This window comes from Streptomyces sp. NPDC052701, assembly GCF_040678355.1.
Lineage (GTDB): Bacteria > Actinomycetota > Actinomycetes > Streptomycetales > Streptomycetaceae > Streptomyces.
In genome coordinates this window covers 13,862-32,985 of record NZ_JBFATO010000009.1, presented here as the reverse complement: position 1 = coordinate 32,985, position 19,124 = coordinate 13,862, and the positions used below count along the sequence as shown (strand labels likewise).

The following is a 19,124-nucleotide window of genomic DNA, read 5'->3' as shown; positions in this document are numbered from 1 at the left end:
CCTCCCCCTCGTCCTCGATCACTGATGCCACCACCGGCACCGTAGAACAGACGCACGCCGAAGCACCGCTGGTTCTCATGAGGTTTCACAACGGAGCCCATCCCTCGCGCGTCCGTCGTCTGGCGCTGCCGCGACACGGACCCCGGCGAGTCGTCCCGGTGCTCCGAGCCGCGGTACGGAGAGCCGGGCCGGGCCGGAATCGTGGGCGAGTGCGAGGTCGGCGCCTCCCTGGAGACGAGGTCCGTGCACCGCTCGTCCGTGGCGGACCGCATACGGCAGAGGGCCCCTCCTCCGGACAGGGAGGGGCCTCTGATCATGGCCGTTTCCGCATACGCCGACGGCTACGCGGGATCCAGCACGGGCCGCGCGGGGAGCCCGCCGTTCTTCTCGCAGCGCAGTTCCTTGGCCATGGCCAGCGAGAAGGAGTGGGCCACGGTCGCGTAGGCGTCCTTCAAGGCCTCGATGTCGCCCTCGGGTTCCTTCGGCATACCCCCGCGCCGCACGTCGATGTCGATGTGGGTATCTTCCGACGAGTTGCCCAACTTGTCGCTTTTACACGCGAACTGGACGTACGCCTTGTCCGCCGCCGCCAGGGCCTCCTCCCCCATTTTCAGCACGGTGAACTCCGGGGCCACCGGGCCGTCCGTCGGGGCGCCGTCGGCCAGCCTCCAGGTGATTCTGAGCTCGAAATCCGGCGTGCCGATGGGCGTGTAAACACGGCAGACGTCCCCGCGATACACCTTGGGGTTCCCGAACGCCTCGACCAGGTCCGTCGCGGCCTGCGCGACGGTGTACTCCTCCGCCGACGCCTCGAACCGCGACGACCCCGTGATCACCTTCAGCGCCCGAGACGCGTCGGCGGACACGGCCCTGCCACCGCAGAGTTGTGTCCCCGAAACGACCTTGTAGTCCTTCGGAGTTTTCGGAGTTCCGTCCACGTCTCCGTCCCCTCCACAACCCGTGGCCCCGAGGAACAACGAGCCGGCCACGGCTGCGGCGAGGAGTCCCCCGCGTACCGACCTACGACTGATCACTGTCCGCATCCTTACCTGTCCTCGGCCGTCCAGCGGCCTCAGCCGGTCTCCGGGTCGTTGCCCTGCTGGTTCTCCCGGTCGTTGCCGACCCCGTAACCGATCAGCATCGATTCGTGCAGGTCCTGCGCGAACACGTCTTTGCCGGCGTCTATGCCGTTATGCCGCAGGAACTCCTCCATCGGGGCTTCGGCCATGCTCTCACCGGCGGAGTAGATCTTTTCCTTCTCCTTGTTGGTGAGCTCCTCCGTCTTCTCCTTGTGCTCGTCCACCGAGTTGTCGGAGATGCTGCCGACCACCTGGCTGATGACCTGTTCGGCAGCACCACTGGCGGTATCGGTCGCCAGCGGGACGAGCACCGCGGCCGTACCCACGGCCGCGGTCGCGGGCAGGAAGGCGACGCCCGCCGCGACGCCCACCGTGGCCCCGAACTCGATCCAGCCCGCCCGCTTGGCCACCGCCTTCTCGTAGTCCTCGTGGGTCTTGAGGTTCGTCGCCTCCACCTGGTCGGCCCGGGACTGGTCGAGCATGCCCTGCACCTCGGCGCCCACGCGCACGGTCGCCCTGGCCCTGGCCTCGACCTCCTCGGTGATCTTTCCGTCCGGGCCCACTGCCCCTTCCAGCACGCTGCGGGTGTAGACCTGCTCCGCGGTCGAGACCGTCGCGTAGGCGTCCGGGTGCTGGCCGAGGGTGCTGAGGAAGCCCCGGACGACGCTGCGCCCGTTCCCGTCCGCGGTGTCCGCGAAGTCGATGTGCCCCTCCGGGTTCTTGCCCGGCGCGAACACGCTGCCCGGATCGTTCTTGGCCAACGCCCAGTTGATGTCGTCGATGTAGCCGGCGCCCATGACGCCCAGGCTGTCGGCCAGCGCCTCGTGGTGCTCCTTGAGCAGACCTGGGTCCGCACCGTATTTCTCCATGACCTTCTGCATGACCGCGGCGTTGTCCGCGTCCCGCACCACGCCGGCGTCCGGGTGCCCCGCCGGGTAGCCGAGGGTCGCTGCCTCCAGGGCGTGGCCGAGGGCGTCGGGCATGTGGCCGAGCGACGCCTCGAGCTCCTTCGGATCGAGCGAGTTGACGTCGGGGAAGGACTCCCACTTCTCGTTGGTGAAGAAGTCGAGGTAGTTGTCGATCGCCTCGCCGTCCTTGTTCTTTCCGAGGGCGGCCGTGGCACCGTGGTTGACCGTGCCGTCCTCGTTGTACGCGGTCGGGGGGTCGGCGAAGAACTTCTTCGCCGCTTCCGGACTGTTGCCGAGCGCTTCCAGCATGGCGATGGCCGGGTCGTAGCCGGCCCCGTTCACGCCGGAGGGGTTGTACGGGTTCTTGAACGGACTGTTCACCACCTTGTTCTCGGCGAACATGTCCGGGTTCTTCCGTGCAGCTGCGCCACGTGTTCGGCGATCGGGTTGAGGAACTTCGCGTCGTAGTTCCCGTACCGCATGATCCCGCCGAGCAGCTGGTATCCGAACGGCCCGCCGTAGTCGTGCTTGGCCAGCGGAATACGCTCCGTACCCAACTTGCGGAGCTCCGGACCCCACTTGTCGGTGAATTCCTTGTCGTGGGAGGCGGTGGCCAGGTTGAGGCCGAGGTTCTTCTGGAGCTCCTGGACGTCCTTGAGGCGCTCCGCGTCGACCTTGCCGTACTCGTACGTGTCCGTGGAGAGCTGGCCGAAGAACGCGAGCGACTTCTCGGGGCCGAGCTTCTCGTAGAAGCCCTTGGAGAACTCCACCGACGAACTGTTGTCCTTCAGCAGCTCGTTGAGCTGCTGAAGTTCGGCGTGTGTGATGTCCCGGCCCTTGGCCGCCAGAGCGACGGCGCGGGCGACCTCCTCCTGGTCCAGCTTCGTGTACGTCGGAGCGCTGAAGTCCTTGCGGTCGGTGACGTTGGCCTCGAGGGTGTTCTTGAGGGCGAGGTCGGTGTCGTTGCAGTTGTCGACGATGAGGTCGATCCTCTTCTGCCACGACTCGATGTTCCGCCTCTCCTCCTGCAGGAGCCGGCTGTAGTCGGGGTCGTGCCGCGCCATGGGGATCTCGGACAACGGGTTCCGCGCCGTGACCTTGCCGGTGCCGTCCACGCGGATACCGGCCGCGGGCCCCTCGTGGTCCCGGATGTTGACCAGGTCGTCCTTGGCCTTCTTGATGGCCGCGTAACCCTCTTCCAGGATCAGCTTCACGCCCTTGGCCTCGGCCGCGGCGTCCGCGAACTCCTTGGCCGTCTTACCGATGAACTCCTTGGTGACCCCTGCGTTGACGCCCTCCCAGGCCGCTCTGTCCGCCTTCGCCTTCATCCCGCCGGCGGCGTCGGTGGCGAGCTTGTCCAGCTTCCCCGCCATCTCCGACCAGTCGTCGGCGGCGGCCTTCAGCTTCGCCACCGGGGCGTCGATTATGTCCTCGTACTTCAGCATGTTGCGCGCTCCCCCGAGCCCTATTTCATGTATTCCGTGAGCACGGATATCCGCATCAGATCCCCCTCGATCTTCGCCTCGTCCTTGGCGTGCTGGGCCTTGCTGTAATCGAGGTGATTCGAAATCTGCGCGCAGGCGTCCAGCAGTGTCTTCAGGTGGGTCCGCCAGAAGTCGTGCACCTTCAGCACGGCCGAACCGCTCACGAAGTTCCCGTTGGTCAGCGCCGTCGCCGCGTCGAACGTGGAGGAACGGGCGATGTCGCCATCCTTCGCCAGCCGGCCCAGCAGCTCGTACGCGTCATTGCCGATGGCGCCGAGGTCGTCCCGATTGACCACCAGGTCGCTCCCGCCACCACCTCCGCCGCCGTCGGCCGGAACGCTGTTGATCTGCATGGCAGTCCGCTTCGCCGCCGCCGCGCGCAGTTCGGCCCATTCTTGCTCGAACGTCATCAATTCCCCCAAGTCCATCCGGGCAGGCCACCCCACCGTACTCGCGCGGCCACCGACCTGATCACTTGTCTCTTGTACCATCACCTGCCTGCGGACGGACGGTAGTTGATTCCCCGAAGCCCGGACGACAACGATCGGATCCCGGCAGGATCATGTCCCGCGGCACCGGCCTCCCCGCCTGCCCGAAGCCGGCGGACGCTCCCCAGGAAACGACCACTCGCGATTCGTCGGCCCCCTCACGTGATCCGCCGGACGGCGCCCAGCCCGGTGGGATCGTCGTCTTCGACAGCGGCCGCTCGCCGGAACCCTCTTGCGGTTGTGGACATGAAGGTTCTTGACCCGATCCGCGACCGGTTCCTCGCGCTCCTGCCGGTGCACAAGACCGCAGAGGGCACCGACGGTCTCGGCGACGTCGGTGTCGGGCCGGCGCGGTGGACCCGGTGGAAACCGACGTGGTCGGCGCCGGGCCACACGTCCTCGCGGCGGTCCTTCGTGGCCTTGCCGGCGATCTCCTCCGAGACGCCGGCGGAGTACACGGGCCGCGGCGACGGCACCGGAGGCGAGAGGAACCCCGGCCGCGCACGACCGGGGTTCCCCGAGGCGGTGAGTGCCGGTCGGCCGGTGGAATCGCCCACGCCGTGAACCGCTCGCCCACCCGCCTGCGGACCGCACCACATCACGGTCCCCGTGCATCGGGAAGGTCAGCGCTGCAGGGTGAGGACACCCGGCCGCCACGGCAGCCGGTTGTAGTCGCCGCCCGCGGTGGGGGACTTGCCCTGGTAGAGGAACTGCAGGTTGCAGGGGTCGATGGTCATGGTCTGGTCGGGGTTGTTGCGGACCAGGTCACCGTGGCTGATGTCGTTGGTCCAGGTGGCACCGCTGTTGGCCTTGCCCGCGAAGGGGTTGCTCTCGGTGGCGGCCTGCGGGGTCCACGAGCCGCTCAGGCTGGAGGCCGTGAAGGAGCGGAAGTAGCGCCCGTTCGCGCCCATCGCCTCGACGATCATGAGGTACTGGTTCTGGTCCTTGACCTTGTAGACCTGTACGCCCTCGAAGAGGTTGGCCTTCGTGTCACTCATGATCGTCGTGTACGACGAGCCGAAGTTGCCCGGGAAGTTCCCGATCGGCATGCTCGCTCGGTAGATCTTGCCGTTGTCACCGGCGAAGAACAGGTACATGTTCTGGCCGTCGGCGATCAGGGTCTGGTCGATCGGGCCGGTGTCGGAGCCGGAGATGCTCCCGGTGAACAGCGGCTGCGGAGCGGACCAGCCGTTGGGGTTGGTGGGGTCGCTCGACGTGCGGTAGATGAAGGGCCACGCACCCCACTGGTACGCCAGCACCCATATGTTCTTGGGCGCGAAGTAGAACAGCGTGGGCGCCACCGCGGCCTGGCTCATGCCGGTCTGGCCGGCCGACGCCATGTCCGACCAGTTCGTGAAGGGGCTGAACATCATCGAGCCGTACGACGATCCCGAGAAGTTGGACGCGTAGACCAGGTGCTTGCCGTTGTGCGTCACGGTGGTGAAGTCCTTCACCGAGGCCCACCCGTTGGCCGGCTGCGCCAGTACACCCGTTGACGTCCACCGGTACGTCGACGGGAGGGAACACGTGCCGTCCGGCGGGGTCGGAGTCCCGGACAGGCCGGTCCACTTCTGGTTGCTGCCGCCGTTGCACGTCCCGATCTGCACCGCTGTGCCGTTGGCCGTACCGGCGCCCGCGGCCTCCAGGCACAGACCGGACTCCACGCCGACGACCGTGCCGTCGGAGTTGACCCGCCACTGCTGGTTCGCACCGCCGGAACAGGTCCAGATCTGCACCCGGGTACCGGCCGTGGTGGCGTGGCCCGGAACATCCAGGCACTTGTCGCCGTACACGGTGAGCTGGTTGCTGTCGGTCAGCGTCCACTGCTGGTTGGTCCCGCCCCAGCAGTCATAAATCTGCAGGTACGTGCCGTTGGTCTGGCTGGCGCCCGGCTCATCGAGACACCGGCCGGAACCGACACCGCGCAAGGAGCCGCTGGAAGCCGCCTGAGCCGGGGCGGCGACGAGCATCGCCGCCAGCGCGGCCAGGGCCGCGATCACGGCGGCGAGCACCACAGACGGATGCCTGCGGCTGGAACTTCCTCTGTGCATGGGGACTCCCTCAACCTTGAGTAGGTGGTTCCGGTCGGCCTCGTCGGAGGCTGTCCGGACTGTTGGTGTGGTGCGGTGTGCAGCGGTCCGTGAGCACCACGGCGGCCCGCTTGTGACGTCCCGGTCCTTCGCGGCCTTCTCCCGGGCGTCGTCAGGACTGTCGCGGCCGGCGCATCACCTGACGCGGACCGAACGGCCGAGCGCCCGGCCGGCGTGGCCGAAGAGGACGGCAAGGAAAGGATTGGCAAGGTCATGACATACACATGCAGTACGGCTCCTTGCGGCTCCGGCTTCGGACGGTGTGACCCGGAGTTGCCCTGCTGTGCGAGGGAGCGACTCGATGTGTTCGTGATGTCGAACAAGGGTCGGAGTGTCGAGCAACCTGAATGATAGGGAACCGGCGAACGGCGTCAACACCTCTCGCACGTATCGCCATCAACAGCGAAATATTTCGTAGCCCCTATGCGCGAAACAGCGCACGTCACACCGCCAGATGGCCGGGCCGTACGACACTTGACGCCGGAACGGAGCGATGCGCGGACGGTGCCGGCACCTGGTCGATCCTGTCTCCAGGGTCTGTGGCACACCCAACTTTCCGAATGCCTCCGGAAATTTCGACCCTTTCTTCATGTGATCGTGAAGGGGGTCCCGGGTGGCCTCGGCATGATCGTGCACCGCTGCCTCGCCCGCGGCTACGAGACCCGCCCGGCCGGCACGGCATCATGGATCCGCCGGCCGACGGCCGAGGTGACGATCCGCCGGCTCACCGGCCGCACCGCGCAGACCTGGCCGGGTCCACCGTCCTCCAGGGCCAGGGCGCCGACGTGCGGGGCGAGGCATTCGCGAGGAGGCCCCATCGGCACCGCCGTCCTCTGCGCCCCGCAGGTCTCGGCGGACGGTGACCTGGCCGACTGGATGATCCCCGGCAAGACGGTCAAGGGGACGGGCGGCGCCATGCACCTGGTCCACGGGGCGCGCGAGGTGATCGTGATGACGGAACACGTGACGAAGGACGGCTCCCGCAAAATCCTGGAGCAATGCACTCCGCCCCTCACGGGCGGACGCGTCGTGCACCGCATCATCACGGACCTCGCGGTCATCGACGTCACTCCCGATGGTCTGCTCCTGCTCGATGAGCATCTCCAGGAAGCCAGGTCGGGGGCCGACCCGGCCGCCAGGGCCGCCTGCAGCCGGACCGACGAGCCCTCGGCGCTCAGGACGCCGGTCACACGGGCCTTCCCGTCCGCCTGACGCCATCCGCGCCCCTTAGAAGGTGCCGGGAGGCGACCGGCCCGGTCAGGGCTGCCGCCTCCCGTGGGGATTCAGCGGACGCGCTTCATCACGCTCCGACCGCCGGTCCCGACGGCTGACGGCGGACCGACCCGACCGGTCCGTCGGCCGGGGACGAAGTGGAGTCCGGCTGTGGAGTCGGAGCCGTCGTCCACAGGTCGGGGACTCCGTCGCTGTGGGAGTCTCCTGTCGCGGTCATCAGCGGGCGGGCGGCAGCTGTCCGGCCGGTGGCGTACGCGGTGCGGTTGGCCGTGGTTCCCGCGGGAGGCCGGTTCGGTGCCGGCGGTGTCGGGAGTGCCGTCTCCGTCAGCGTCACCACTGCTGCGGCCGTGGTGCATCCAGAGTTCCCGTGGAGGTGTCCCGGGCGATGGGGTCGGTGAATCCGTCACCGTCGATGTCCCCGGACGGGGCGGTCTGCATCCGGGACCGGCCGCCGGTGCCGATGAGGCACCCGTACTGGAGCGTGTGGCCGGACCATCCGGGCAGGGACCCGAACCGGTCCGGGATCGGTGGAGGCTCTGATGTGCCCCGGTTCTGGTGTCGAGCGTCGTGGTTGGTCCCGTGCTCGCGGGGCGGGATGTCGCCGATCGCCGTGTGGGAGTGCTGGTTGTCGAACCGGTCGGCCCTCCCCCAGCCTTCGGCCGGGGGTGCCCCCACCGCGGTGGCGAGTTCGCCACGGCTGCGGGACCCGCCACGAGGACGGAGCCCGCAGCCGGTTGTCCGCCGGACAGGGGTCAGCCGCTGACCGTGATGTTCGAGCTCCCGCTGCTCTGGTAACCCTCGGTGGCCATGATCATGTAGTACCTGAACTGGCCCAGGTTCATGCCCGCGCGCGCCCAGGCGTCGAAGTGGTTGCCGGTGGTGATGGTGCCGGAGCCGCTGGTCACCTTCGACTGCCGGACGCTCCAGTACTGGTCGAAGGTGCGGGTGCCCTCGACGGAGGGGGCGTTGTACCGCGTCGTCTTGTAGATGTCGTACGTGCCGCCGTCGCTGTAGACGGTGCCCCTGTGCTCGCCGGTGGGCCGGTAGCTGCCCCAGTTGTCGACGATGTAGTACTCCACCAGCGGGTTCGACGTCCAGCCGTAGAGGCAGCCGTAGCCGTTGCCCGACGGGTTGAAGTAGCCGGTGTAGCGGACCGTCCTGCGCCCGCCGGTGTTCCAGCCCTTGCCGGCAACGAAGTTGCCGCAGTTGGTCCACCGGGTGCTGTAGCTGCCGCCGCCGTTGAGCGTCATGGAGACGGAGCCGCCGCCGTCGGTCCAGAACGAGTAGTACATGCCGTCGTAGCCGGTCTGGTTGGTGGTGATGGTGGTGGCGGCGTGGGCGGTGCCGGGCAGCAGCAGTCCGGACGCGGTGGCGAGCGCGACGGTGCCGGCGCCGCCGAGGAAGCCTCGTCGGCTCAAGCCGCTGAAGGGAGCGGGGTTCTGCTGGATCTGGTCCTGCTGCGTGCCGTCCTGCTGCATGTGTCCTCCCGATGAAGGCTGATGGGGGGCGGGCGGCTTCTGCTGCCCGTGGCCTTGCATGGAACGCGGCGGGGGCCGCCCGTCGTCGTGCCGCAACGACCGACCGCCATACCCGGTCACATGACGCGAGGGGAACGACGGTCTCCTGTCGTTCGGTGGCCACAGTTTTCGTAGACCGCCATGCTCCTGTCAACACTTTCGACAGTCTTTCGGAAACATTCCTTTAACCAGAGGAGACCTTGGCGAACGCGTCTTCGCTGGTCAAACCGCCTCTCAAGCGAATCGTCACGAGAGATGGAAGGAGATAAGGGAGGGATACAACGCAAGCATGTGCGCAATCTTCGAAACTTTCGGGCGAACGGGGACGCGACTGCGGCGGCCCTCGCTGGGAACGACTGCGCGCGAACGGCCTGGCCCGGGCCACCGCGTACGACGCGGCGAGATCCGCGACCGTCGCCTACGTCGAGGTGCGGTGCCGCGCGCGGACCCTCGAATCCGTCAGCCTCGCCCTGACGGACGCCTGGGCTCCCTCGACCGCGGGGCGGCGGCCGGGATGAGCGAGCACACCACCCGTCGCCGGCTTCAGCGGATGGCCCGGGACGGTGTCGTCACCGTCCGCTGCGACCTGGCCCACCCCCTCGCGGGGCTCTCGGCGTGTGTTCCACCGCACGGTGCTCCCCCGCACGGCGGTCCCCCGCACTCCTCTCGCGGCACGGGCGACGCACCGGCCCGGAAGGAGGAGGTCCGCCTCGCCGTGTCCGTCAGCGGCTCCGACAGCCTGCTCGTGAGGGTCCGGCTCGACCTCAAATCCCAAGCCACATAAGAAGAATCAGGGCGCACCCCGCTCAGACCCTCTTGTCAGGGCCGAGGCGGTCGCGTACGCCGCAGTCGGTGACGAGGAGCGCTACGGCCCGCCGACGGCCACCTGCTCTCCGTCACCGACCAACTGTCGGGCACCCGCACCTTCGACCTCGACCCGGCCGGCTACGACACCACCGCACCCTACGCCGGCACGTCCTGCTAGATCCAGAGAGGCAGCAAATGGACAGTTCCGGAAAGTTGGTGAGGGACCGGATCCCTGAAATCATCCGCGTTGAGGGACGCGAGCCGATCACGTACGCCGCCTCACCCGTCGAATACCGCAGAAGGCTCCGGGAAAAGTTGACCGAAGAGGTCGCCGAGTTTCTATCGGCGGACGACGCTGCAGCTCAGGGAGAGCTTGCTGACGTCTTGGAAGTCGTGCGCGCCCTCGCGACGAACCCCGGCATCGACCCGGCGGGGCTAGAAGAGTCGCGCCGGGCAAAGTATCGGGAGCGTGGCGGTTTCACGCGTCGGATCGTCTGGACGGGCAACCACCCATCTGCAGAATAGGCACCCCACCAAGCACGGCCGAATCAGAAGATGAAGTGATAGGCAACGCTGACTCGGCGGTCGCGACCCGGGCCCCGTGGAGCGCAGCGACCCAAAGACGGCACGGAGCGCCGGCACGGCAACGGCCACCATCGTCGAACGGGCGCGCGGTCGGCTCTGCAGGACACCAATTCTCACGTCCGCGGCGACACCAGCGGAGGGACGGGCAGCAAGTGTTGATCTACCCGATCGAGGACACCTGACAGCCCATCAGAACGAGCGTCACGAGCGTCATTTCAGCGTCAAGACATCGCCCGTAACGCCCGCACCGCACATCATGCGTATGCACAAAACCGCAGGTCAGGAGCCCTTTGCGGCCGGTTCAAGGATCGCCACGCACTCAACGTGGTGGGTCATCGAAAAGCTATCGGATTGAGCAAGTCTCGGAAAGTCGCAGGTCAGAGGCCATTTCTCGGCTCGTTATCCAGTCGGCAGGAGCCCAGAGCGTCAAACGAGCGTCATGACGCACAGCACATCCCTCCTCTCCGGAACGGAACAGGTTGCCACGGCCAAGTGGCCCAGCAGGGCCCATTGGCTCGGCAGGCGCGCTTGTGGGCTTTCGGGCTGACCGGCTGGCGCACCCGATGAAGCCGGGCCCTCTGCAATCCATCGACAACGCTAGGGCCTCGGTCTAGTCACTGGAGTCCCGCTGACCTGCGCCGACCTGGATCGGTCGGCAAACGAAGTTGCCGGGTGTGCTTACGAGTTGGTGCAGTCCGCACGCTGCAACACCGCAGTATCTGCAGGTTGAAACGCTGCTTGGTGTGCGTCGGGCTGAAGGAGGAACTTCACGCCGTCCCGAAGATCACGTGTGTCACGCGCTGGGTCCCGGCGGAGCTAGCCGCCGGGGTCTCCGACCCGGAGATCATCGAAGCTGCCCAGAGTGACGGACGCATTTCCATTGCCTTGTGTCCGTCCCTCCACGCCAAGCTCTACCGTGCCGACGGCCGCTGTCTGGTCAGCTCCGCCAACCTGACCGGCAAAGCCACTGGACGCGTACCGAACGCCAACGTGGAACTGTCGTTGAAGGTGCCGATCGACCACCCCGAAGTACAGCGGCCCGGTCCAGTAGGTCGCCTCCGCACCCCAGGCGCGCAGCTAGGAGACCGAGCGGTCAGTGCTCGAACCCGTCCTCGCCGAGGCAGGCGGCTGGCTCGCCCAGGACCTCGCACGGCTCGAACGGGCACTGGTGGCGGGCGCCCACCCCCTGATCACGGTGCCCCTGCGAGCACGCGGCGTGACCCTCGGGGTCGTCAGCTTCTACCGCTCCGAGCAGCCCGCCCCGTTCGAGGACGACGACCTGTCCCTGGCCCAGGAACTGGTCGGCCGCGCGACGATCTGCATCGACAACGCCCGCCGCTACACCCGCGAACACGACACCGCCCTCGCCCTGCAGCGCAGCCTGCTGCCCCGAGGCCGCCCCGGCCAGAGCGCGGTCGAGGTCGCGTACCGCTACCTGTCCGCGCAGGCGGGGGTAGGCGGCGACTGATTCGACGTGATCCCGCTCTCCGGCGCCCGCGTCGCACTGGTCGTCGGGGACGTCGTCGGCCACGGTCTGCACGCCGCCGCGACCATGGGCCGGCTGTGCACCGCCGTCGACAACTTCTGCTCCTTGGACCTGCCCCCGGGCGACCTGATCGCACGTCTCGACCGGGGCGAGGGCTGGGCGGTGGAAAACACCCACCAGGACTCCAGCATCATCGGCGCGACCTGCCTGTACGCCGTCTACGACCCGGCGTCCCGGCACTGCACCCTCACCCGCGCCGGGCACCCCATGCCCGCGATCGTCGGCCCCGACGGTGACGTGGACTTCGTCGACCTGCCCTCGGGATCGCCGCCCGGCCTCGGCGGCATGCCCTTCGAGACGGCCGAGCTGGAACTGGCCGAGGGCAGCCAGCTGGTCCTCTACACCGACGGCCTCGTCGAGGACCGGCACCGGGACATCGACACCGGCCCGGACCAGCTCCGTACCGTCCTGGCCTGCGCCGGCCGGGCCGTGGAGGACACCTGCGAGGCGGTCCTCGACGCCCTGCTGCCCACCCGCCCGAGCGACGACGTAGTTCTCCTCGTTGCCCAGCTCACCGCACGCTGGGGACCCGCTACACCTCCGACTGCAAGATCATCTGGACCGAACAGCCACTGCTCTGACGACAGCCGCCCCACCTTGGCGTCCATGATCCAGCCGTGATCCACGGCCCCTGGCCCCGCCTCCGAGGCCCCGCCCGCACGTCGACTTCTCTCCCGCACGGAAGGCCCGGCGACCGTATGCAACGGGACCCCTTACGGCCTTGGTTTGCCTTCCCCGCCACGTAGTGACGACAGGACCAGGCGCCCGTACCGGGTGGTGAGTACTGCCGCTGTGACGGCGATCGAGAGGGCGAGCGCGATGTACAGGTGTGCCACGGAATGGTCATCGAGGACCTCGTCACGAAGACCAGCGACCGCCCAGACGAACTGAAGCGCTCCGGGATGGGCGGAGGCTCTATGCGTTGACTCCAGCCGCCGGTTGGGGCTGGTGTTGAGCGTAGTGGTTGGTCTCGTGTTCGTGGGGCGGGATGTCCCCGATGGCGGTATGGAGGCGCTGGTTGTTGAACCAGTCGACCCATTCTGCAGTGCCGAGTTCGACGTCGGCCAAGCCGTACCAGGGCTTGCGGGCTTGATCAGATCCGTCTTGTAGAGGCCGATCTGAGACTCCATGAGCGCGTTGTCCAGGGCGTCGCCGACGGTGCCGATCGAGGCGTCGATGCCAGCCTCGATCAGGTGGGCGGTGAACGCGAAAGACGTGTATTGACTGCCCGCGTCCGAGTGATGAATGAGTCCAGGACCTGCAGGAATGCCAGCCCGGTCGCGGCGCCACAGGGCCATGTCGAGGGCGTCGAGGACGAGCTTGGCCCGCTTGCTGGTCGCGGCCGACCAGCCGACGATCGCTCGGGAGAACACGTCCACCACGAAGGCGACGTAGACGATGCCGGACCAGCTTGCGACATAGGTGAAGTCGGCGACCCACCGCTCGTTCGGACCCGAAGCAGTGAAGTCGCGTCTGAGCAGGTCAGAGGCTCGCTCATGGCCGTCATCGCGGATGGTGGTGCGGATCCTCTTCCCACGTCGGGCACCCTCAAGACCGAGGTCACGCATCAGCCGGGCGACCGTGCAGCGGGCCACAGGTACGCCTTCGCGGTGCAGCTGCCGCCAGACCTTCCGCACTCCGTAGACACCGAAATTGTCGGCGTGGACGCGGCTGATCTGCGACTTCAGCCGCGCGTCGCGGAGCGACCGTGCACTGGGGTGCGGTTCTTGGCAGCGTAGCAGGTGCTCGTCGCGATCTTCAGTCCGTCGCTGGTCAGGACCTTGCAGATCGGCTCGACTCCGAACACCTGCCGGTGGGCGTCGATGAACGCTACGAGCGCTTCGACGGCCGGTCGAGCTCGGCCGCGAAGAAAGCCGAGGCTGCCTTGAGGATCTCATTCGCCCGGCGCAGCTCGGCATTCTCGGCCCGCAGCCACTTGATCTCCGCGGCCTCCTCCGAAGTCACCCCGGTACGCTGGCCGGCGTCGACCTCGGCCTTGCGGACCCATGTCCGTACCGTCTCAGCGGAACCGATGCCCAGCTTCGCAGCGACCGCCTTCATCGCGGCCCACTCAGTTGGGTAATTGGAGCCGACCTCCGCGACCATGCGCACCGCACGCTCACGAAGCTCAGCAGGATAAGGGGACGGACGGGCCATGACTCGATCCTCTCAGGGAATCGAGCCTCCATCAGACCCGGAGCGCTTCACTTGGCGATAGCCGGTACTCAGGACCATCCCTGGTCCTGCAGGCTATCCTTCGTTTACACCGCTAGGCTGCGGACTCGTGCCCTGGTGAGTGCGACGTAGAGCGAGCGGTGAGCCTCATCGGCAGGGTCGAGCCCCTTTCGGAGCACGGCGGCGTCAGACTCTTCCAGTCTCACCCCGACCCTGTCCCACTCCCTACCCTTCGCCTGGTGGCACGTTAGGCCGGGAACAAGTCGCTCGTGCGCGTCCTCCAGCCGTAAGCGCAGGTTACCGAGCGCCTTGCGTGGTGTCCGCTTCTGGCTTTCCGACGGCTCGAAGTGCGTCTTCGCGACAACGCTCTCCGTCAAGGCGGTCCATACTTCGCCGACGTCGTCCTGGCTCGCCAGTCGCTGAAGAGCAGTCTCTAGGTCCGGACGCAGCCCCTCGAACGTTTCAGCCTCTTCGATGCCCAGCGTGGACCGAGCATCGCTGATAAATGCAGCTGGCAGGCCAAAGGAACTTTGGGTCAGCTCATTCAGGAGCAAGGTGCACACTGCCTCCTGGAACGGTCCTGATGGCTGCTTGACGGCCAGCGGGAGGACGTGAGGGCTCCCGTCCCACAGCGTCTTCCAGCGCCGTGCGAGGACGACTTGGACGTCTCGTGCCGCACCCGCGGGAAGGACCACCCGCTCCCTGCGGCGCAGTCGACGTGCCAGTGACGTCTGGTCGGTACTGTCCTGCCACCTGAACGACGTCTGGAGTTCGCGGCGCTCGAAGGCCAGTAGCTCGATGAGCCGGCGCACGCTCTGCGGACGGGCGCCACGAAAGGCGTAGAGGGCTTGCCAGGGGTCTCCCACCAGAGTGACGGCCAGTCCTGCTTCCGCCGCGATGCGAATGATCTCCACGTCCAGGTCGTTCGCGTCGTAGACCTCGTCGACGAGTAGCGACCTGATCGTCATGGCGAAGTAGGTCGTCACATGGGCGCGGATACGGTCGATGCGGAGGGCCGCGTTCAGGACCTCACGTACGTTCTCGTGCGTGCACCTTCCTTCGTGGACCGCAGTTGCGAAGTCCGCTGGCTTTATGTAGTTGTCCGGCGTCGGCTCAGCTAGGTAGGTGGTGCTGACCTGGGTGCCCATGAGGCGGAGAGCGGGCTTCGCGGTAGTGCGGATGGTGGGGAAGTGTGTTCGCCATGTGTCCAGTACCTCCAGTTTCTCGTGGCCACCTGGCCACTGGAGGACCTCAGACCGCAGGAGGTGGGTGAGCAGGTCGTTCAGGACGGTGTCGAGGGTGATGATGCGATGGGGCCACGCCAGGGCTGAAGGACCCCACTGTCGAAGCACGCGGCTACGTATCTCCTCAGTGGCCGAGCGTGTGAAGCTGACCGCCACGACCGCCCGGTGATCGGTCGTGCGCGCGAAGCGGTGCAGGCCAAAGCGCCGTTGGGAGACGGTCGTCTTCCCGGATCCGGGAATCGCCTCTACGTAGACGAGACGGTGAGGGCTTGCGGCGGTAAGGAGTTGCTCCGGCGTGAGACCGCGCATGCCAGGCCAGCGACTACCCATCGGAAACCGTCATTCGACGTGTGGCTGTCGGCCAGCCCCCAAAGGAGGGCTGCCAGTGCTGGAGTTCCTCCCATGGTGGTGCATCCGGATCCGGCGCGGCAGGGTCCGGCGGCTCAGGGGCCGGATCGTGCCCGGTTGCCTCCGCCCACTCCCGCTCTTCCTCCTGCCAATCGTCCGGCCAGTAGAACTCCACCGTGTCATTGACCTGTTGCTCATCCATATCCCTTTGGTCGTCCAGCACGAGCCAGTCCGGCTCATCAGTGAACTCACAGAGGTCGGTCTCATCGGCCGGCATGGGCGGGTACAGGAACTCGAAGAGCCGCCGCATGTGGTCGGGCACGGTCGGAAGGCGCGACGCCTGCTCGGGACCTGCTTCGTTGGCCTCTGCCAGGAGACCGGCGAAGGCAAGCGCGAAGTCCCCCTTCTTACTGGAACCCCGCCCTGCTGGGACGCCGGACTCCCCGTCCTTGCCCCTCCGAGCACTGCGGAACAGTTCGTGGACCGTCCGGGCCGTTACGAGCGGCTTGTGCAGGTCCACTTCGCGTAGGGCCGCCTCGATCAAGTCCTCGTTACCCTCGGTGATCGACGGCTCCAAGGTCGGATGGCTGACGAAGGCATCAACGACCGATGGATCGTGCTCAGAAAGCCAGGTCGGCTTCTTGCGCTCGTTGCTCTCGAACGGTAGGTCGCTGTCGACCAGGATCGCCAGCTTGGTACACAGTTCCTTACCCGGAGTCGCCAGGAGATGCGCCGGCCACTGCCCGACCTTCCACCCCATGTGGACAATGCTGAGCGCATCGATGAATGCCTGCTTGCGCGCGTCCTCTCCGGCCCAAGTCCTGCCGAACTCCCGAAGCACGGCGGCGTCGGTGACCCCCTCGACCAGGACGAGGCGGTCAGCGAAGAGGGCGGCGGACCGACTGGCGTCCAGATGGAGCCGTGTCTTCCGCAGTGTCACGTCGCGGTGCTTATCCGGCACAACATCGGCAACAGCACGACACACTCTCCCCTGCGCCGTCTGACGTACGACGACGACCTCCTCGGGGGAGCAGGACGTGATGACGTCCGTCGCATGGCTGGAGAGGATGACCTGCAGTTCCGGCCGCTTCTTGACGGTTCTGCGCAAGTACCGAACGAGAGCGTGCTGCAACTGCGGGTGAAGGTGCGCCTCAGGCTCCTCGATGACGACCGTCGCGTGGAAGGGCTTCGCACCGAAGAAGGAATCCTCCTCCGACTCGGCATCGGCCTGCGCCTGTTCAAGGTTCCTGGTCGCCTGCTCGATCTGCTGAACATCCGTGAGGGGCGGCTGGTCACGAGCATCCTGGGGAAGTTCAGTGGAGTCCGGTATCGCCGCCAGGATCACGGCGATGTGCAACAGGTTGACGTATCCCAACCCGGACACTTCAAGCGGCCGAGCGAATCTGCGTCCCTCCATGACAGCGAGCATGACTTCCAGCACGCGAGCCAAGTAGGTGTCGTCAATGACCTGCCCACGTATGTACGACCACTGGTGACTCACCCCAGCCGACAAGTCCGTGAGGTACCCGCCGATCCTCTTCTCGACGGCGTCGATGATGCTCTCCTTGGCCAGTTCCTCAAGCAGCTGGGAGGCCCGCGCCCGGAGTCCCACAAGGTTCCGGGTGCCGTTCAGACGCTGCTGTTCAGCACGGAGCAGCTCAACCAGGATCCGTGCCTCGCGGCGAGCCAGTTCGTCCAGAGGACTACGCAAGGCCGGCAGGTAGATCAGCTTGTACGGGTCCAGATCCAAGGACCTACCATGCGTCGTCTCAATCTTCGAGGTAACACTGCCGAGCCTGCGACCCAGCGTGACACCCCAGCTCTGAGCAACACTCCCAAGGCGCTGGTGGCTGACCTCATGCAACTGGCGTCCGAGACGGCCTTCCCCGTCGAGGCTATCGCCCAGCCGGTACTCCACCATGATGGTGCGGGTGGACCTCTCGGGTGCGAGCGTGGCGGATCCGTACCTCGGCAGGACCGGGAAGCGAGAACCGGGATGAGCAAGGTAGAGCGCATCCGTGAGCGTCGTCTTCCCGACCCCGTTGGCTCCGATCAGCACGCTGAAACGGCCCGGTAGATGGCAGACCATCTCACCGTCTACGCTCGCCCGAAACCCACTCACCACGATACGACTCAGGTGCATCATGCCCCCCATGGACAAGAAGTACGTGAAGTCATCATCACCCCCAGCACTGACAACACTGCTTCTCCTTTGATCGCTTGCGGCCTGGGGGTGCCTGGGTTCGATCGAACGCCGGACGACTCCTCGCCCTCTTCAAGACTCCGACGGGAGAACCCTTCCCGCGTCCGGGCAGGGCAGAGGCGGTCGCGTACGCCCCAATCGGTGACGAGGAGCGCAACGGCCTCCATGGTCGTCCAGGCCGAAAGCCAGCCGAGTTGGCAGGTGCGCGGTGGGTGTCGGTCACACCACTCTCGGGGCGCCATTTCCGCGCCGAGCGGACTCGCTGCTACGTCTCGCGACGGCAAACGCATCAACCCGCTGAATGAACTGATCCAAGGAAAGCGGAATGTGTGGAGCCAGCACCGCTTTCCAGACCTCTTTTCGTCCCGCACCACACGATGCCGAACGTCAGGAAATGGGGAACCAGATCGAGAGGCGCTTGGCAATGGCCGGTACATCGATGTTGTCCTGCGCGACGTCCTCGACGAACGGGCCGGCAACGGGGACGGGCGGCGGGACAGTACTGGCACTGACGCCGTTGAAGCGCAGGAAGACACGCATGGCGAGCCAGGCGGTGCGCTTGTTGCCGTCGATCAGCGCGTGATTGCGGGCGACGGAGTGCAGCAGTGCCGCAGCCTTCTCGTGCAGCGTGGGATACAACTCAGCCCCGAACACGTTCGTCCGGGGACGCTCGATCGCCGACACCAGAAGGCCTAGGTCACGCACACTGTGGTCGGTCCCGTTGACCGCGCGGGCGATGGCCAGGATCTCGTCGATCTGGACGTAGCGGACGCCGGTCACTTCAAGTAGTCCAGGATCTCTGCATCGCTGTCCATGAGCTCGGCCAAGACGTCATCGACCTTCAGCTCGGCCCGGTTCTGAGCGTCACGGATGGCCTCAATGGCAAGTTCCTGCTTGCTGCGGCCCTCCCGGCGAGCCCGCTCGGTGAGCTTCGCGTCAAGGTCGTCGGGGAGTCGGAGAGTCATCGCCATACAGAGATGATACCTGACCGGTATCAAAGTGGTGCGGTCGGGCCGCGTTCTCGGCCTCCAAGGAAAGTGGGGCCGGAATGGTCACTCGCATCGCCTGCGGCGGTGCAGCAGAGACTTCCGCTTCGAGCGTCATCCGAGCGTCACGAATCTCCGAACGACCCTCTGAAGGCGTCGCCGATGCAGGCACCTCGCTCACGAATCCGCAGGTCAGCGAGCTACAAGAGTGATCCGTCCGCTCGAACCCGCTGCACGGAGGGAAACAGGTCGAGCAACCCACCACAGCAACAAAACCGCAGGTCAGGCACCATTGCCCGCGGGCTCGAGGATCGCGACGCACTCCACGTGCGACGTCATCGGAGACATGTCACGTGGTGTCGAGGCGCAAGGAAGTGCAGGTCAGGCCAGGTTTTCGGGTCCGCCAACGCGCTTCCGGGAGCCTAGAGCGT

At 66.7% G+C, this 19,124-nt stretch carries 11 protein-coding genes and 3 pseudogenes; 3 read left to right on the top strand and 11 right to left on the bottom strand.

Annotation, left to right across the window (positions count from 1 at the left end; translation table 11 throughout):
• Positions 1-341: 341 nt before the first annotated feature.
• The 4 genes and pseudogenes from AB0L29_RS13165 to AB0L29_RS13150 all read right to left on the bottom strand — a co-directional run bounded on the left by AB0L29_RS13165 (position 342) and on the right by AB0L29_RS13150 (position 6,010).
• On the bottom strand, positions 342-866 hold the full coding sequence (locus tag AB0L29_RS13165) for a hypothetical protein (RefSeq protein ID WP_365826421.1): 525 nt from the start codon (positions 864-866) through the stop codon (positions 342-344).
• Positions 867-1,072: 206 nt separating this feature from the next.
• Positions 1,073-3,432 (bottom strand): annotated as a pseudogene (locus AB0L29_RS13160) (hypothetical protein).
• Between the two features lie 20 nt (positions 3,433-3,452).
• Positions 3,453-3,881 (bottom strand): hypothetical protein, encoded by a 429-nt coding sequence (locus AB0L29_RS13155; RefSeq protein ID WP_365826419.1) that lies wholly within the window; start codon positions 3,879-3,881, stop codon positions 3,453-3,455.
• 701 nt (positions 3,882-4,582) lie between these two features.
• Entirely contained in the window at positions 4,583-6,010 is a 1,428-nt protein-coding gene (locus tag AB0L29_RS13150) for a non-reducing end alpha-L-arabinofuranosidase family hydrolase (RefSeq protein WP_365826418.1), read from the bottom strand.
• Between the two features lie 630 nt (positions 6,011-6,640).
• On the opposite strand from AB0L29_RS13150, the gene AB0L29_RS13145 reads away from it, so the two are divergent.
• Entirely contained in the window at positions 6,641-7,261 is a 621-nt protein-coding gene (locus tag AB0L29_RS13145; RefSeq protein ID WP_365826416.1) for a CoA-transferase, read from the top strand.
• Positions 7,262-7,612: 351 nt separating this feature from the next.
• On the opposite strand, the gene AB0L29_RS13140 is transcribed toward AB0L29_RS13145, so the two are convergent.
• On the bottom strand, positions 7,613-7,957 hold the full coding sequence (locus AB0L29_RS13140; protein ID WP_365826414.1) for a hypothetical protein: 345 nt from the start codon (positions 7,955-7,957) through the stop codon (positions 7,613-7,615).
• A 77-nt stretch (positions 7,958-8,034) separates the two neighbouring features.
• Positions 8,035-8,760, bottom strand: a complete 726-nt coding sequence (locus AB0L29_RS13135; protein WP_189218866.1) for a glycoside hydrolase family 11 protein — start codon at positions 8,758-8,760, stop codon at positions 8,035-8,037.
• Between the two features lie 1,041 nt (positions 8,761-9,801).
• Between AB0L29_RS13135 and AB0L29_RS13130 the strand changes: the two genes are divergently transcribed.
• Together AB0L29_RS13130 and AB0L29_RS13125 are read left to right on the top strand one after the other, a co-directional pair.
• The gene (locus AB0L29_RS13130) at positions 9,802-10,131 is read left to right on the top strand and encodes a nucleoside triphosphate pyrophosphohydrolase (RefSeq protein WP_365826412.1); all 330 of its coding nucleotides are present in this window, start codon (positions 9,802-9,804) and stop codon (positions 10,129-10,131) included.
• Between the two features lie 1,102 nt (positions 10,132-11,233).
• A pseudogene (locus AB0L29_RS13125) lies at positions 11,234-12,247 on the top strand (GAF domain-containing SpoIIE family protein phosphatase); the annotation flags it as partial.
• 405 nt (positions 12,248-12,652) lie between these two features.
• Here the strand turns inward: AB0L29_RS13125 and AB0L29_RS13120 are convergent.
• The 5 genes and pseudogenes from AB0L29_RS13120 to AB0L29_RS13100 all read right to left on the bottom strand — a co-directional run bounded on the left by AB0L29_RS13120 (position 12,653) and on the right by AB0L29_RS13100 (position 18,678).
• Positions 12,653-13,894, bottom strand: a pseudogene (locus AB0L29_RS13120) (IS3 family transposase).
• Between the two features lie 104 nt (positions 13,895-13,998).
• Complete coding sequence (locus AB0L29_RS13115) at positions 13,999-15,465, bottom strand: UvrD-helicase domain-containing protein (protein ID WP_365826410.1); 1,467 nt, start codon at positions 15,463-15,465, stop codon at positions 13,999-14,001.
• Positions 15,466-15,478: 13 nt separating this feature from the next.
• A complete protein-coding gene (locus AB0L29_RS13110; protein ID WP_365826408.1) occupies positions 15,479-17,650 on the bottom strand; it encodes an AAA family ATPase in 2,172 nt (723 codons plus the stop codon).
• Positions 17,651-18,094: 444 nt separating this feature from the next.
• Positions 18,095-18,487 carry a type II toxin-antitoxin system death-on-curing family toxin gene (locus AB0L29_RS13105; RefSeq protein WP_365826406.1) on the bottom strand — a complete coding sequence of 131 codons (393 nt, stop codon included), beginning with the start codon at positions 18,485-18,487 and terminating at the stop codon, positions 18,095-18,097.
• A complete protein-coding gene (locus tag AB0L29_RS13100; RefSeq protein ID WP_037672007.1) occupies positions 18,484-18,678 on the bottom strand; it encodes a ribbon-helix-helix protein, CopG family in 195 nt (64 codons plus the stop codon). The genes AB0L29_RS13105 and AB0L29_RS13100 overlap by 4 nt, the downstream gene beginning before the upstream one ends.
• Positions 18,679-19,124: the final 446 nt, after the last annotated feature.